Raw genomic sequence first — 14,872 nt, forward strand, 5'->3', positions numbered from 1 at the left:
GCGCTCGCGGCGCCGTCCCGTAGCGGCCGGGTCAGCCGGGGAAACGCCCGGTGCTGCGCAGATGCCATCGGCGCTCCGCGTAGGCGAGGTCGTCCCGCCACAGACGGCCCGACGCACGGCGTACCAGGGGGCGCAGCAGAGGCGCGGCGGTGCGGGCCAGTCGGAAGCCCGTCCGGTGGGAGGTCGCGACGACCGCTTCCGTGACCAGCGTACGGGGGCGGCCGTCGGGGCCGGCTCCCAGGGGAGTGGCGTGCGTTTCGACGACGGACCCGCGGCCTTCGCCCTCGGTGATGCGCATGACGACACTTCGGGGGCCCGGAGCGGTGAACTCCGCGGTCACCGGAACGACCACGTTCCGGGCCAGCTTGAAGGAGACGCGCACGGTGAGGACGTCGCTCAGGGCCCCGTCGTCGACGACGGTGAGGTCGACGAAGGAGTAGGGATGCAGCCATGCGCCGTGCCACGGGTCGAGCCGGTTGGCGACGATGTCCTCGGGCTCGCAGACGCCCGTGCCGGTGTAGACGGCGGTCAGGGAACGGGCGGCCGGCGGCCGGGGCGGCACGACCGGAACGGGCAGGGGTTCCTCTCCGCCGAGGTGGTCCAGACGGACCCAGACGAGAGCCCCGTCGTCGTGAGCCGGATAGGGATTCCAGCCCGCGAAGGGGGCACCGTCGAGAGCGAGTCCGTGCCAGGAGCAGACCAGAGTGCCGCCGCAGACCGGAGCCTCGGCCAGCGGGGCGCCCAGGTGCGGACAGGCCCCGGGGCCTGCGAGGAGGGCCCCGGAGGCGTCGCGCCAGAGGACGATCTCCGAACCCTCGACCGTGGCCGGGTGGCCGGTGTCCGAACGGACCGCGGTACTCGGGCCGACGACGTACCAGTTGCCGGCGGGCCGCGCCTCCGCGCGTTTGAGGGCCGCGTCGATGAGCCGGGGCGAGGCGTCCCGCCAGGTCGGATTCTGGCGGCCCCAGGCCACCGGGTGACGGCGCAGCCTGACCGGAAGGCCGAGGCGCCGGGAGGGTCGTCTCATCGGGGGAGCCCTTCCACGGGGGTGGGTGCGGTCAGGCGGGCGGCCGTGATCCTGGCGAAACCGGCCGCCGCGACACCGGCCCGCCGGGGGAGGGACACGGAGGACCGGCGGTGGACGCTGGCGTACCCGTCACGCGCCACGGCGTCCAGGATCTCCCGGTAGAGGACGAAGGCCGTGCGCACGCACGGCCGGGACACCGGTTCCAGCATGCCCAGACCCGGCCTCGCCGCCGCGTAGAAGCGCCTGGTGAGAGCGGCTGCGGAACGCAGCGCACGCGTGATGCGGGGGTCGCGGCGGCCGGTCCGTCTGCTCCAGCACAACAGCTCGCGGTCGACGCCCTGGGCGGCCAGGAGGTCGGCGGGGAGGTAGACGCGGCCGCGGTCGAGGTCCTCGCCGACGTCACGGATGAAGTTGGTGAGCTGGAACGCCTCGCCGAGCGCGGCGGCATGCGGAGCCGCTTCGTCCCAGCACGTGGTGTGGCCCAGTACGGGAAGCATCTGCAGTCCGATGACCGCTGCCGAACCGTGCATGTATCGGCGCAGGTCGTCCAGGGTGTCGTAGCCGGTGACCGTGAGGTCGCTGCGCATGGAGGCGAGGAAGTCGTCGAAGTGGCCGTGAGGGATGTTGTACCGGCGGGCGGTGTGCGCCACGGCGACGACCACGGGGTGGTGGCCGGAGCCCCCCTCCATCGCCGTGCGCAGGTCGCGCGAGAAGATCCGCAGACGTCGGGCACGCTCGTCGGGCGTGGACACGCCGGTCAGGTCGTCGACGATGTCGTCGGCGTGCCGGGCGAAGCCGTAGAGGGCGTGCACGGCGGGACGCCGGGAGACGGGCAGGAGCCGGGTGGCGAGGAAGTACGTCCTGCCGTGGCGGGCGTTGAGGCGCCGGCAGTGATCGAAGGCGGCGCGGAGGGCGTGGTCGGTGATACCAGCGGCGTCGAGTTCGCGTCGTGTCATAGGGGATCGCCTTCCAGCGCTGCGGAGGGAGGGGGCGCGCCGCGCCGTCGGCGGACTCCGGGCAGCCCGGTGATGCGGGCCGCGGCCAGGCGTCCGGAGATCAGGACGGTGGGGACGCCCACGCCCGGGGTGGTGCCGCAGCCCGCGAGGACGACGTTGGCCGCACCTCGTACGAGGTTGCGCGGGCGGAACGGTCCGGTCTGCGGCATCGTGTGCGCCACCGAGAACGGGGTCCCGGCGCCGTGACCGCCGGCCGCCCAGTCGGCCGGGGTGACGAGGACCTCGGTGCCGATGGCGTCCGCGAAGCCGGTGAGGCCGCGGTGCTCCAGTTCCCGCAACAGGCTGTCGCGGTAGCGAGGGCCGAGCGACTTCCAGGCGACGGCGGAGGGGCCGATGTCCGTGTTGGGGCACGGCGCCAGCACATAGTGGATGTGCCCACCGGCCGGGGCGAGGCTCGGATCGGTGGCGGTGGGCCGGGTGATCAGCAGCGAAGGATCGCTCATCAGGGAGCCGGTGCGGGTGAGTTCGCGGAAGGTCTGCTTCCAGGCGGCACCGAAGGAGATCGTGTGGTGGGCGAGCTCCGGCCACGTACGGTCGGTGCCGGCGTGCAGGACGACGGCCGACGGGGAATGCCGCAGGGCGAGCGGGCGACGCGGACGCCTGCCGAGGAGCCGGTAGGCCTGCGGCAGGTCCGGGGTCAGCACGACCGCGTCACAGGGGATGCGCTCCCTGTCGGTGACGACCGCAGTGATCCGTTCCCCCGTACGTTCGAGACGCAGGACACTCTGCCCGTACAGGAGGCGGGCGCCCGCGTCGGCGGCAGCCGCGGACAGGGCCGTCGGGACGGCGTGCATGCCGCCTTCGGGGAAGTACACCCCGGCGACGGTGTCCATGTAGGCGATCACGGCGTACGCGGCGAGAGCGCGGGCCGGAGGCACACCCGCGTAGAGGGACTGGAAGGTGAAGACCCGCTGGAGCCGCTCGTCCGTGATGAACCGGGCCACTCTCGGCTGCAGGCGACCGAAGCCTCCCAGCGCCGCCAGTCGGGCCAGATCCGGGTTCAGGAGCGAGAAGGGAGAGTCGAAGTTGGCCTCGATGAAACGCCCCGTCTGCGCCTGGTAGAGGTCGCCCAGCCAGCGGCGCAGCCGCTGGTACCCGAGCACCTCCCGGCCTCCGGCGAACCGCTCGATCTCCTCCTCCATGGCCTGGGCGCAGGTATGGACGTCGAGTTGGCTGCCGTCCGCGAAACGCGCGCGGTAGGCGGGGTGCAGAGGGCGCAGCGACAGCCGGTCGCACATGGTCCGGCCGACCGCGGCGAAGCACTCCTCCAGAAGGTGCGGCATCGTCAGAACGGTGGGACCCGTGTCGAATCGATGGCCGTCGCGCTCGACGCGTCCGGCCCGGCCGCCGGGAAGCGCCTCGCGTTCGACGAGGGTCACCCGCCGTCCCGCACCCAGCAGGTGCAGGGTGGCCGACAGGCCGGCCAGTCCCGCGCCGACGACCACCACGTGGTCGGTACGTCCGTCGACGGTTCTCATCGGGCGGCCGTCCCGCGACCGGACCCCGCCGGGGCGGCGGCCGTCTCCCGGTACGGAGCCCCGGTCACCTGGCGCAGAAGTTCGCTGAGGCGTTCGACGCCGGGGCCGCGCAGACCCGCCGAGGCCAGGTGGCGTTCCGATGCCCGAAGCAGGCGCTCGATGCGCCGTTCGACCAGAGCAGGGGCTCCGGTGGACCGCAGGACCTCGCGGATCGTGGCCAGATCGGTCTCGGAGAGGCGAGCGGTCTCCCGCGACGAACGCAGGAGGTCCGTCACCGTGCTCGAGCCGGTGGCCCGGGCACGGGAGTGGGCCAGGGCCAGGAGGTACGTCGCCTTGCCGGAGCGGATGTCCTCACCCGCCGGCTTACCGGTCACCTCGGGGGCGCCGAACACCCCCAGCAGGTCGTTGCGGAGCTGGAAGGCGATGCCGGCGTACCGACCGGCGACGGTCAGTTCCCGGGTGGTCGGTTCGTCCGCGCCCGCCACCGCCGAGCCCAGGGCGATCGGGTGTTCCACCGAGTAGCGGGCGGTCTTCAGGCATACGGTGCGGATGGCCTGGACCTGTGAGCGGGCGAAGGTCGCCTGCCCGTGCAGGTCGAGGTACTGGCCGGCGATCATTTCCGTGCGCATGGCCCGCCAGATCCGCAGAACGGTCGCGCGTGTCGCGGGGGCGAGGTCGACGGCGGCCACGAGGTCGTCGGCCCACGACAGCGCAAGGTCTCCGGCGAGTACCGCGGCCGACCTGGGGAAGCCGTACGGCTCCGGCGGCTCGGTGACCGAGGGGTACCTGAGTGCGATCTGTGTGTGGAGGGACGGCCTCCCGCGACGCACCGCCGACTCGTCCATCACGTCGTCGTGGACCAGCGCGCAGCTCTGGATCAGCTCGAGTGCGGAGGCGATGCGCAGGGCCCCGGCTGCCGCGTCGTCACCACCGCCGGAGGCCCGCAGGGCCCACCACAGGAATCGGGGCCGGATGAGTGATCCCCCGGCCAGGGTGAAGGCCACGAGGCGTTCCGCCACATCGGCGGCGAAGACGGCGTCGAGCGACCGGCTGTAGTCCACGAAGTCGGCACAGCAGGTCCTCAGGTCCTCGATGACGGCGCCGGCCACATCGGCGTCGACCGCAGCGGCGGAGAGCGGAGAGGGCGTGCGTGGGGCCGGGGGTGGGGCGGCCGAGGTGGGGCGGTGTACAACCGACTCCGCGGGCATTCTGTCCTCCGTGTCATGGATGGGGGTGCTTTCCACCTGTTCTGTTACTCGGCGGCGGACGGACGCATGCGGAAGCGCTCGCGCGTGACGCGGTCTATGCGTCCCCGCGAGGTGAAGGGCTGAGACGGTAATCGGCGCGATCCACCCGAAGGGGCGCAGTCGAAGAGCGGGTTGGGGCCGCCATCGAGCACCTCGTCGCGTGGTGCGGACGCGGGCCGTAGCCGCCGTCGGAAGCAGGGAGGGCGGTGCCAGGCCCCGGGGTCCCCCCCCGCACGCAGGGCCAGGACGGCCCCATGGCGCCGGACTGCTCTGATGTCCGCGTCCTCACCGAGGCCGAACCTGCCCTGCTCGACGGCACAACCAGGTGGTCACCGACTTCGGCCGGTCGCTGCTCGCCAAGAACGGCTTCACCGCGGCGGTGGTCGAGTACGTCAAGACCTCGGGCGGCCGACGGATCGCGCTCATCCATGCCGGAGCGCAGATCGCGACCCGTACGGTGCTCATGCCCGACGTCTGGCCCGTGCGGACCACCGGTCACGCCCCGGACGGCATGCTCGACACGACTCCCGCGGTGCCCCAGGACGTCGCCGGGCTCCTGTGCTTCGCGGGGGACGTGGTGGCGTACGAACGCTTAAGGCCCTGGCGTAAGGCGACCTCGTCGTGTTGCACGACACCGGGGCCTACTGCTTTTCCGCGCCGTGGGTACAACAACTTTCCGCGACCGGGGAGCCGGGGACACCGTGCTCGTTCCGGTGCGCACGCCTTCGTCCCCACCTTGAGCCTGCTCCATACGGCAGGCGCACTGGCCCGCACCGGTCAGCTCGACCTTCCGCTGCGGATCGCGACCGCCTCCTGCGCGGTGGTCGCGGGTGACTTCCTCGGCCACCACACGGGCCGTGTGCTCGGCCCCCGCCGGCGCACCGGCCGCCTGGGCCGCCGTCTGCCCGACGCCGCATGGCAGCGCACCGAAGGGCTGATGGCCCGTCGCGGTAGCCAGGCCGCCCTGTTCTCCCGCTTACTGCCGGTGACCAGTCGCGCCACCACAGCCGGAGCCGCACGCCGTCACCGGCTGCGCGCCGGGAGCGGGCAGAGTTCTTCTCCGCAGCCGCTCTGGCAGGCTGACGCTCAACGGCCTCACCGCGGGGGAGCCGGGGCGCTATCGCGGCCGATTGCGCCGGACGAGGGAGAAGTTGAGAGCCGTGGCGAAGAGACACCAGGCGGCATAGGGGGCGAGTGCCGCGGCAGCCGTGCGGTCGGTGCGGGCGAGCCGGCGGATGAGGAGGGCGTTGCTGACGTCGAGGAGCGTGATGCCGACCAAACCTGCCCGTGGGCTTCTGAACCGGAAGAACAGATGGTTCCACGTGGCGTTCAGCGCCAGATTCGCGCCCAGAGCGGCTGCCGATCGCGTGCGCTCAGTGGAGGCGGCCCGGCTGATCCCTCGACCGCCGGCCCATGCGAGCGACGCGTACAGAGGAGTCCACACCGCACCGAAAGCCCAGGACGGCGGCTGCCACTCCGGCTTGTCCAGCTCTCTGTACCAGTCGCTGTCCGCGTCGACCGCCCGGGATCCGGCCACCGCCGCCGCGGCTACGGCCACTGCGGCGAAGGTGTAGCTCTTGCGCCGGTCGCCCCTGGCGGTGCGTGTCTGCTGATTCATGATTCTCACGCAACACGTATGCCCGCGATCCGGGGGGATGCTCCGCCTGCGCGGTCCGGGAGGGGGCGGCGATTCACTCCGCTGGACGGCCCCGCCATGAGCCGCCGCAGCGGCAGTATCGACCCCGGCCTGCTGCTGTGGCCCCAGACGGACCCACGCGCTGAGACCCGACGACCGACACCGTCACGAGGCCGGTCCCGGCACCCAGGGGGTGCCGGGACCGGCCTCGTCGTGCGGGAACGCGATCAGGCGGGTCGGCCGCCGAAGGGAGGGCCGGAGCTGTAGTACGTGCCCAGATCCTCCCGGTACCCGGCGTCGCCGAGGTGCTTGTCCCGGTGGAACTCGGGGGCGTTCTTGATCTGTTCCTTGGTGCGGTCGACGTAGATCTTCTGGTCCTCCGTGTCGATCCTGACGACGGTGGCGGCCGGCAGCAGGACCTCCTTGCCGAAGATCCATACGCCGGTGTCCACGACCAGGTAGGCGTCACCGACCTCGTCGGAGTGCTTGTCGACCTTGCCGATGCTGCCGTCGGCCGCCTCGACCTTGTAGCCGGTCAGATCGTCACCGGCCAGGCGGCCCGCGGTCGGCTGGTAGCTCCACACATGCTCAGTCACGCGAAAGACAACTCCTCCGGTCAACGGGAGACGGCGGAATGGTGAACTCGCCGCCGGTCGTCCCTGTTCCGTATGCCGTGTTCGGCGGTTGTACTGCGTTCCGCCTGGGCTTCGCCTTCCCCGCCGTCCCGGCTCCACGCACCCGGATCGAGAGAGGGGGGCGGGTGGTCACAGACGCCTCCAGCGGGGAGAACGCACGGGCGGCGGCATGGTCGAGGGGAGGCAGGGCAGGTGCGGGATACCTGACGGTTCGATCCACGGGCGGCGACATGCGAAGCGTAGGCGTGGAAGAAGAGCTGCTGCTCGTGGACGCGCACGAGGGCGCCCCGCTCGCGGTGTCGGGGGCCGTGCTGGCGGCCGCTGACCGCTCGGTTTGGCAGCGCGCCGGCACGAGCGGTCGACGGGACCACGAGTTCGACAAGGAACTGCAGAGGGAGCAGTTGGAGTTCGCCACCAAGCCCGTCACCGAGATGGGGGAGCTCCAGGAGGAGATCGTCCGCATCCGTCGCGAGGCGGCCCACCACGCGGCGGATGCCGGCGCCGTGGTGGCGGCGGTCGCGACGTCTCCGCTGCCCGTCAAGCCGTCGTTGAACGTCGGACGGCGCTACCGGTGGATGGGCGAGCAGTTCGGACTGACGGCGCAGGAGCAGCTGACCTGCGGCTGCCACGTGCATGTGTCGGTCGCGTCGGACGACGAGGGTATAGCCGTCCTGGACCGCATCAGACCGTGGCTGGCCGTCCTGACGGCGATGAGCGCGAACTCGCCTTTCTGGCAGGGCGAGGACAGCGGGTACGGAAGCTATCGCAGCCGAGTGTGGAACCGGTGGCCGTCCGCCGGCCCGGTGGACATCTTCGGCTCAGCAGACCGCTACCACGAGCAGGTCCGCGCGATGATCGACACCGGGGTGCTGCGCGACGAAGGCATGATCTATTTCGACGCCCGCCTGTCGGCCTCCTACCCCACGGTGGAGGTACGGGTCGCCGATGTCTGCCTGGACGCCTCCACGCCGGTCCTGCTCGCCGCCCTCGTCCGCGGTCTGGTCGAGACGGCGGCCCGCGCTTGGCAGGAGGGGCGGCCTCCGGCCAGGATCGGTACGAGTCTGCTGCGACTGGCGTCCTGGCGGGCCGGCCGGTCAGGACTGGATGGTCCCCTGCTGCACCCTGAGACCATGCGGGAGACGTCTGCCGAGGACGCAGTCGACGCCCTGTACCAGCACGTGTGCGAGGTGTTGAAGGAACAGGGTGATGACGAGCGGGTCCGGGAAGGCATCGCGCTCCTCCACGAGCGGGGGAACGGCGCCCGCGCGCAGCGCCTGCTGTACGCCGAAGGGCAGGATCTCGCATCCGTCGTCACTCGGTGTGCGGAGCTGACCATCAAGCCGTGAGGTGGCGCCGCGCCGGTTCCGTCGCGACGGACCCGAGCCCGACGACGGTGATGTCCTCTGCGGACCCGAGCCCGACGACGGTGATGTCCTCTGCGGGGCTACGGTGGCCGGGCCGGCGTCGCGCGACCTTGCCCGGCGTGGTGTGAGGCACGCGCGTCCGTCAGTCCGGTCTCACTCGTGCGCGGCCGGGCGCCGCCGCAAGCGTCACACGCGTTGCGCGCGGTGGAGGAGGGCGTGGAGGCCGTGTGCGCGCAGGGCGGCCCGGGCGGCGTTCGCTCCGGGGGCGCCGTGTACGCCGCCGCCGGGGTGGGCGGCGGCGGAGGCGAGGTAGAGGCCCTTCACGGGCGTCTCGGGCCTGCCCGTGCCCGGGGTGGGGCGGAAGATCACCTGCTGGTGCAGGGCGGTGGTGCCGTTGTTGATGGCGCCGTTGTGGAGGTTCTCGTCCATGGCCTGGAGGGTGGTGGGGGCCAGGATCCGCCGGGCGCCGATGAGCCCGCGGAAACCGGGCGCGAAGCGCTCCACCTGTGCTTCGACGCGGTCGGCCATGGCTTCCCGTTCGCTGGCGTCCCAGCGGCCGGTGATGCGATCGGTTCCTGCGTCGGAGGTGATGTGCTGCGGGAGGTGGGTGTAGGCCCAGGCCGACTCCGTGCCGGCCGGTGAGCGGGTGGGGTCCGCCGTGGTCATCTGGCCGAACAGGACGAACGGCTCGTCGGGGACCTGCCTCATGGCGATCTGCGAGGCGAACCGCGTCAGGCCGTCGACGCCGTCGGCCACATGGACCGTCCCCGCCCCGGCGGCCTGCGGCGCCGTCCACGGCACCGGGCGGGTCAGCGCCCAGTCGACCTTGAAGGTCGCGAAGTCCCACTGGAACCGTTCCAGGTCCTGTATCAGCCGGCCCGGAAGATGCTCCTCACCCACGAGGTCCCGGTACAGGGCAGGTGCTGACGTGTCGGCCAGGACCGCCCTGCGAGCGTCGACCGTCTCTCCGCCCGCGGTCCGGACCCCGGCCACCGTGCCACCGCGTACGACGACGGACGCGACGCGCTCCCCGCAGCGCAGGACACCTCCGCGGCGCCGCAGGCGGCTCACGAGCGCCGCGGTCAGGGCGCCGGCGCCGCCGACGGGGACCGGGAAGCCGTGGCTCTGCCCGAGCATCGACATCAACCAGCCGAAACCACCACTCCCTGCCGCCTCCGGGGCCAGATCGGAGTGCAGGGCGTTGCCGGCGAGCAGGAGCCGGCCCCCGTCCCCGGCGAACTCCTCCTCGCCCAGTCGGCGTACCGGCAGGGACAGCTTCCGTGCCAGCCGCAGGCCCCCGGACGTACGAAGTCTCGCAGCGAGCCGGATTCCGGAGCGGATCGGCGGGAAGGGCGTGAACAGGGCTTGCAGGAGGTCCGGCCCCACCCTGGCCCACGTCCGGTACAGGTTCTCCCAGGCGTCGGCGTCGGCGACGGCGAAGTCGGCCAGGCCGGCACAGGTGTCCTGTACGCGGCGCTCCAGCACCGCGCACCGGCCGTCCGGCAGCGGGTGGGCGAGCACGGACGGGGCGTGGCTCCACCGCAGCCCCTCCTCGGCCAGGCCGAGACCCGCGAGGACGGGAGAGGCGGCGGCGAGCGGATAGAAGGCGCTGAAGACATCCGAGACGTAGTCCGGGTGCACCCCGCGGTCACTGCGTACGGCTCCTCCGGGCTCGTCCTGCGCCTCCAGGACCTCCACGCTCCACCCCGCGTCGAGCAGGAGGTTCGCAGCCACCAAACCGTTGGGGCCGGCGCCGATCACCACCGCGTCAGGCACGGAGCACCTCGCCGGGCTGCCGTTCCACGACTCCGGCCAGGCGGGCCAGCATGCCCCGGTGCCGGAACTGGAGGGCCGTCTCGGTCACGGAGTTGTGCAGGGAGCCGCCCAGGCCGCGCAAGGGGTGCTCGTCGCAGACGACGAGGGTCTCCTCACCCCAAGGCCGGAGCTGGAGGAAGATCCTCGCGGTGCCCAGCGCCTTGAACGACGCCTCCAGCTCCAGCTCCTCGCCGGGTTGCCGGTGACGTACCGTCGTCACCCCTTCGGCCGACCAGGGGCCCAGCCGCACCGTGTAGCGGAGCCGGGATCCGACCGCGGGCCAGAGCTGATCGAGCGGCGTGGACTCCGACGGTCCCACCACCCACTCCCCGTACAGGGTCGGGTCGGCGAGCACGGCCCACACGCTTTGAGGAGGGCGCCGGATAAGTCGATGACGTACGGCCACGGGAACTCCTTCTGCCATGGAACGAATGGACGGGGCGCGTCGCTTGCGACGTACCTGCGCCGGGGAGGCGTGGAGCCGGCCCCGAGGATGCCGCTCCGTGGTCAGTGGCCGAGGGCGTTCTTGAGCTGCTGCTTGGTCATGGTGGAGCGGCCCTCGATGCCGCGCTTCCTGGCCTCCCGGTAGAGGTCGTCCTTGGTGCGTTCGGCGGAACTGCCGCCTCCATGGGACTTCTCGCCGCCGCGCTGCGAGGCGGACTTGCCCTGCGTGGAACTGCGGCTCGCGGTCTTGCTCTCGCCGGAGCGGGCACGTTCCTTGTTCACCGTGCGGGAGGCCATCTCCTCGGCGCGACTCTCCGACATGCCGCGCTTCTCGCCCGACTCCTTGATGTGTTCGTACTGACGCTCGCGCTTGGGGCTGGAACCTCGGGGCATGACGGAACCCTTCATCGCGGTGTGATGTCACAGTCATGCTGCGCGTACCCCGATAACGGCGCATCTCACGCAATCCGAATATTTCTCTCGCTGAGGAGTCGCGCCCCCGTCGGGGCACAAGGGGGGCCTGGATCTCGGTCGTCCCAGGGGACGTGCGCAGGTGCTGCGTGGCCTGACCGGTCCGGGCCACGGATGGCGGAGGCATCCGGCGGTGCCGATGTGGGCGAGGTGCGAGGAGGCTCTCGTCCGGTACGGGCTGGAGATCTGCGGTGTGTGGATCACGGAGGGGCACGCCGGTACCTGAGCCGTCACCCCGGTCCAGGACTTCCGGGAGTGGCAGCCGGGAGGCGCGCTGCGGGCGCCGGAGCAGTTGGCCGCCGACAGGGACCTGCCGCCGTGGTGGGGCGCACCGGACCTCCATCGAAGCCGTCAGCCCGCTCTGGTGCGCAAGGTGGATTGAGAGTCCCTTCAAGGCGACGGCACCCGTGGTGCATGGGACACCAGTGCCGGGGCAGGCGAGGTGCCGGGGCCATCGGCCGCCGGAACTCCGCCGTGTGTGAAGGAGCGAGATCATGCTGATGGCCCACCCCGCGATGCTGACACGTCTGGTGAAGGAGTACGAGAGGGAATCGGAGCTCCGGGCCGCAGGTCTCCACAGGCCTGGACGGCAGCAGATGGAAGACGTGGTCTACACGCTGTGCGTGTCGACCGGGACGCGGGACATAGACGCAGCGCTTGCCGCGGCGCGCGAGCGGCTGCACACGGCATGGCTCGGTGACGCGTACGATCCGGCGGCGGCACAAGCCGGTCGGCCCTCCATGGGTGCGGCGGGATAGTCCCCCCCCCACGACGTACCGGCCCAGGTCGGGTGCCGCTGCCATGCCTGCGTCGGAGCGGTCGGACGGCAGTGGCCGGAACGGTGTCGATCAGCCGCCGACGGTTGTCGGGCGGCCGGTGATCGACGACGGAGGGCATTCGTAGAATGCTGGTACGAAGACCTTCAGCGCGGCTCTGGCGCGATGACCGCCCACAACGGCACCGTCCCGCGTTCGTGGAGAGGAATCGGGTTTGAATCGGTTCGCCCGGCTGGCAGCGCGGCTGCTGTCGGCCCCGCAGGGAATGGTGTGGCTGAACCCCGCCGGGCAGACGCCGGACGTGACCTCCGAATGCTGGCCGGCCGAGCTGCCCGTCGCACCTTCCGTACGGGACTGGTGCGCGCGCGTCGTGGAGTTGGGAGAGCCCGTGTTCCTGCCGGTCTCCGGAGACGGCGGAGTGCCCTTCGCCTTCGCCGGAGTCCCGCTCGTCGGCAGCGAAGGGGAACCTCTGGGCGTCCTCGCGGTGGTGGACGTGGTGCCTCATGCCTGGAGCGCGGGCGAGGAGCGGGATCTCATGGACCTCGCGAGCGCCTGCAGCGCCCAGATCCGCACGCGGGCGCGCTCCGGCGTCGCACGACAGGCAAGCGAGAACGCGCAGCACGCGGCGGACACCGCCGAGGACGAAGCCATGCGCGTGCAGAGGCTGCTCGACCGCTCCCAGCTGCTGCTGCGAGTGTCCGAAGACCTCGCCGACACAAGCGGCCTGGACGACGTCCGCCGCAAGGTCGGCGACCTGGTCAGGGGCGACCTCAAACCGTCCTACATCGGCCTGGTCCTGCTCCGCCAGGGCATGCTGCACCGCGTCCCCGATCCCATCGCCGGGGACAGCCCTCTGGAGGACGTCCCCACGCCGTACCCCGTCGACACGAGCTGGCCCAGCGCCGCGTCGGTGCGCGAGAACCGCATGGTCGTGATCAACGACCGAGCGGAACTCACCGCCGCCTACGGTCCCGAGGCCGTCGCCGGATTCGACTCGCTGGGCTTGCTCGTCGCGGTCTTCCTCCCCCTGCGGGGAGCGCACGGCGTCCTCGGAACGCTCATCCTCGCCTGGGACAGCCCCCAGCCCATCGACGTGGCCGAGCGGGCCGTCCTGACCACGATCGCCGCATACACCGCACAGGCCGTCGAGCGCGCCGTCCACCTCGACGAACGCGTCATCGTGGCCCACGAGCTCCAGCAGGCCATGCTGACCGACCTGCCCGCCGTGACCGGCCTGGAACTGGCAGCCCTGTACCAGCCGGCCGCGCAGGACGACATGGTCGGCGGCGACTGGTACGACGCCTACCCCCTGCCCGTGGTGTCGGACGAATGCGACACGCCGGCCTTGGCCATCACCGTCGGCGACATCACCGGCCACGACATGAAGGCCGCCGCCCTCATGGGCCAGGTTCGCAGCATGCTGCGCCAAGCCGACCACGATCACCCCGGAATGGGCCCCGACCACGTCCTCAGCGCCCTCGAAGCAGCCTGCGGGTGCCTCGGCATCCCGGCCAGCGGCACCCTCGTCCACGCCCACCTCACCCCCGCCGACAACGGCCACTGGCATCTGACCTGGACCAACGCCGGGCATCTGCCTCCGCTCCTGACCCTCCCCGACGGGACCGCGCACCAGCTGACCCCGCACGACCAGCTCATGCACCCCCAGCTGCCACCCCGCCCGCGCACCAGCCACAGCCGCCTGCTCCCGCCGGGCAGCGTCCTCTTCCTCTACACCGACGGCCTCGTCGAGAAGCGACACGAAGACACCGAGGAGAACGTCGAGCGACTGGCCCGCCTCCTCACCACCGCTCCCGTCGGCGTCCCCCTGGACACCTTGCTGCGCTCCCTCCGAGACGCGGCCGCGCCCGCACCGACCGAAGACGACGTGGCCATGCTCGCGGTACGAGTCCCCGCCAGGGACGACACTGCTTCTCGATAGTTCCTGTCGCCCTTGAGGACCGAGGCGGCCGTGGCCGTGATCTGGTCGAAGCCGACGTGTGGGGGAACGGGAGGGACGGCGGAGTCCATGCGGAAGTCGATGACGAAAGGCCGGTCCGCGTCCGAAGCCCGGCGCCAGGCAGGCTCGACGCCGGCCCGCTCGTCCACCTGAACCCCGTCGAGGCGATCAGACGGGCGAAGTCCGCGTACGGCAGGTCGGGAAGGGACGGGGAGGGCAGGAACGGCGGGGCTTCGCTCAGTTCCGGAGAGCTATCCGCGCATCGTCACCCGCATCCGCAGATGCCGGGCGGATCAGGTCGCGGCGGCGAGCATCACGATGTCGGACAGCAGGGAGTCGAGGGCGTGCACCACGTACTACGGGTTGACGGGGCTGCCTCCACGCCGGCGCGCTGCTCCATCACGGTCCACCCTTCGTGGCATCGTCACGCCGGACTCGCCCCACGTGCCCGGGCGGTATTCTCCCCGGAAGCTCGACCGCTCCGCCGGGTGGCCGGGGGACGAGGGTGAAGCGATGCCTCACCCGGGCGTGTTCGATGCCCGCGGCGTCGCTCATGCGCGCCGTCACGTCATAGGGCCCGCAGTGGGCGCGTCCGAGAGGCAGCCGTTCGGGTGGCAGACGGATCTCGTACGGGCCTCCGGCGCGATAGCTGCCCAGGACGTTCCGCCGGGCCACGGGTTCCTCGCCCTTTCCGACCCGGAGGGTCTCGAAGACCAGGCCGTCGGTGTCCGCTCTCAGCCGGAACGTCATGGCGAGGCTGACCACGGTGCCTTCCGGCAGTTCGTGAGTGATGGCGTCGTCCGGTCCTTCGAGGGGCACGGTGAACGTTCCCAGCTCGTCGGAGATGAGCGTCAGCTCCATCAACTCGACGACGCGCGCGGCGAGTCCGCTCGTGCCCTCGGGGGAGGGAGGCGACGAGGGGGAGCGAGTGGCGGGCGGCATGTCGATCATCTCCGGCAGAGAGGTAGGGGTGCGAGGCCCTGCGGGGGCCGGCCGCCCTGTCACG

14 protein-coding genes are annotated in these 14,872 nt (G+C 71.7%); 4 read left to right on the forward strand and 10 right to left on the reverse strand.

The genetic code is table 11. From position 1 onward, the window contains the following. Positions 1–31 precede the first annotated feature (31 nt). From OG392_RS35020 to OG392_RS35050, 6 genes are all read right to left on the reverse strand, one after another. Complete coding sequence (locus OG392_RS35020) at positions 32–1,027, reverse strand: DUF5914 domain-containing protein (RefSeq protein WP_329286270.1); 996 nt, start codon at positions 1,025–1,027, stop codon at positions 32–34. Beyond that, positions 1,024–1,983: a phytoene/squalene synthase family protein gene (locus OG392_RS35025; RefSeq protein WP_329286272.1), complete on the reverse strand. Its 960-nt coding sequence runs from the start codon at positions 1,981–1,983 to the stop codon at positions 1,024–1,026. The genes OG392_RS35020 and OG392_RS35025 overlap by 4 nt, the downstream gene beginning before the upstream one ends. Then, complete coding sequence (gene crtI, locus OG392_RS35030; RefSeq protein ID WP_329286273.1) at positions 1,980–3,521, reverse strand: phytoene desaturase family protein; 1,542 nt, start codon at positions 3,519–3,521, stop codon at positions 1,980–1,982. The genes OG392_RS35025 and crtI overlap by 4 nt, the downstream gene beginning before the upstream one ends. Further along, positions 3,518–4,630, reverse strand: coding sequence for a polyprenyl synthetase family protein (locus OG392_RS35035; RefSeq protein WP_329286276.1), 1,113 nt, complete (start codon positions 4,628–4,630; stop codon positions 3,518–3,520). Before OG392_RS35035 ends, crtI begins: the two co-directional genes overlap by 4 nt. 1,255 nt (positions 4,631–5,885) lie before the next feature. Next, positions 5,886–6,386, reverse strand: a complete 501-nt coding sequence (locus OG392_RS35045) for a TspO/MBR family protein (RefSeq protein WP_329286277.1) — start codon at positions 6,384–6,386, stop codon at positions 5,886–5,888. A 245-nt stretch (positions 6,387–6,631) separates the two neighbouring features. Next, positions 6,632–7,000 carry a PRC-barrel domain-containing protein gene (locus OG392_RS35050; protein WP_329286279.1) on the reverse strand — a complete coding sequence of 123 codons (369 nt, stop codon included), beginning with the start codon at positions 6,998–7,000 and terminating at the stop codon, positions 6,632–6,634. Between the two features lie 269 nt (positions 7,001–7,269). Here OG392_RS35050 and OG392_RS35055 point away from each other — a divergent pair, with 269 nt between their 5' ends. After that, positions 7,270–8,385, forward strand: coding sequence for a glutamate--cysteine ligase (locus OG392_RS35055; RefSeq protein ID WP_329286280.1), 1,116 nt, complete (start codon positions 7,270–7,272; stop codon positions 8,383–8,385). A 204-nt stretch (positions 8,386–8,589) separates the two neighbouring features. Here the strand turns inward: OG392_RS35055 and OG392_RS35060 are convergent, their stop codons facing one another. From OG392_RS35060 to OG392_RS35070, 3 genes are all read right to left on the reverse strand, one after another. Then, positions 8,590–10,179, reverse strand: coding sequence for a phytoene desaturase family protein (locus OG392_RS35060; RefSeq protein WP_329286281.1), 1,590 nt, complete (start codon positions 10,177–10,179; stop codon positions 8,590–8,592). Then, complete coding sequence (locus OG392_RS35065; RefSeq protein WP_443055014.1) at positions 10,172–10,573, reverse strand: SRPBCC family protein; 402 nt, start codon at positions 10,571–10,573, stop codon at positions 10,172–10,174. The genes OG392_RS35060 and OG392_RS35065 overlap by 8 nt, the downstream gene beginning before the upstream one ends. Positions 10,574–10,725: 152 nt before the next feature. Then, a complete protein-coding gene (locus tag OG392_RS35070) occupies positions 10,726–11,055 on the reverse strand; it encodes a plasmid stabilization protein (protein ID WP_329286284.1) in 330 nt (109 codons plus the stop codon). 160 nt (positions 11,056–11,215) lie between these two features. Here OG392_RS35070 and OG392_RS37625 point away from each other — a divergent pair, with 160 nt between their 5' ends. From OG392_RS37625 to OG392_RS35080, 3 genes are all read left to right on the forward strand, one after another. After that, positions 11,216–11,359: a pyrimidine dimer DNA glycosylase/endonuclease V gene (locus OG392_RS37625; protein ID WP_443055015.1), complete on the forward strand. Its 144-nt coding sequence runs from the start codon at positions 11,216–11,218 to the stop codon at positions 11,357–11,359. A gap of 268 nt (positions 11,360–11,627) precedes the next feature. After that, the gene (locus tag OG392_RS35075; protein ID WP_329286285.1) at positions 11,628–11,891 is read left to right on the forward strand and encodes a DUF5133 domain-containing protein; all 264 of its coding nucleotides are present in this window, start codon (positions 11,628–11,630) and stop codon (positions 11,889–11,891) included. A gap of 232 nt (positions 11,892–12,123) precedes the next feature. Continuing rightward, positions 12,124–13,848, forward strand: a complete 1,725-nt coding sequence (locus OG392_RS35080) for a SpoIIE family protein phosphatase (protein ID WP_329286287.1) — start codon at positions 12,124–12,126, stop codon at positions 13,846–13,848. 417 nt (positions 13,849–14,265) lie between these two features. Here OG392_RS35080 and OG392_RS35085 read toward each other — a convergent pair whose 3' ends face one another. Then, positions 14,266–14,808 carry a hypothetical protein gene (locus OG392_RS35085; RefSeq protein ID WP_329286289.1) on the reverse strand — a complete coding sequence of 181 codons (543 nt, stop codon included), beginning with the start codon at positions 14,806–14,808 and terminating at the stop codon, positions 14,266–14,268. Positions 14,809–14,872 lie beyond the last annotated feature (64 nt).

It is taken from the genome of Streptomyces sp. NBC_00691, assembly GCF_036226665.1.
In the GTDB taxonomy this organism is placed as follows: Bacteria; Actinomycetota; Actinomycetes; order Streptomycetales; family Streptomycetaceae; genus Streptomyces.

Excerpts from the sequence above, each read along its gene's own strand:
- OG392_RS35045 (WP_329286277.1), bottom strand. The coding sequence starts at position 6,386 with ATGAATCAGCAGACACGCACCGCCAGGGGCGACCGGCGCAAGAGCTAC.
- OG392_RS35070 (WP_329286284.1), bottom strand. The coding sequence starts at position 11,055 with ATGCCCCGAGGTTCCAGCCCCAAGCGCGAGCGTCAGTACGAACACATC.
- OG392_RS35055 (WP_329286280.1), top strand. The coding sequence starts at position 7,270 with ATGCGAAGCGTAGGCGTGGAAGAAGAGCTGCTGCTCGTGGACGCGCAC.
- OG392_RS35020 (WP_329286270.1), bottom strand. The coding sequence starts at position 1,027 with ATGAGACGACCCTCCCGGCGCCTCGGCCTTCCGGTCAGGCTGCGCCGT.
- OG392_RS35025 (WP_329286272.1), bottom strand. The coding sequence starts at position 1,983 with ATGACACGACGCGAACTCGACGCCGCTGGTATCACCGACCACGCCCTC.
- OG392_RS35075 (WP_329286285.1), top strand. The coding sequence starts at position 11,628 with ATGCTGATGGCCCACCCCGCGATGCTGACACGTCTGGTGAAGGAGTAC.
- crtI (WP_329286273.1), bottom strand. The coding sequence starts at position 3,521 with ATGAGAACCGTCGACGGACGTACCGACCACGTGGTGGTCGTCGGCGCG.
- OG392_RS35085 (WP_329286289.1), bottom strand. The coding sequence starts at position 14,808 with ATGCCGCCCGCCACTCGCTCCCCCTCGTCGCCTCCCTCCCCCGAGGGC.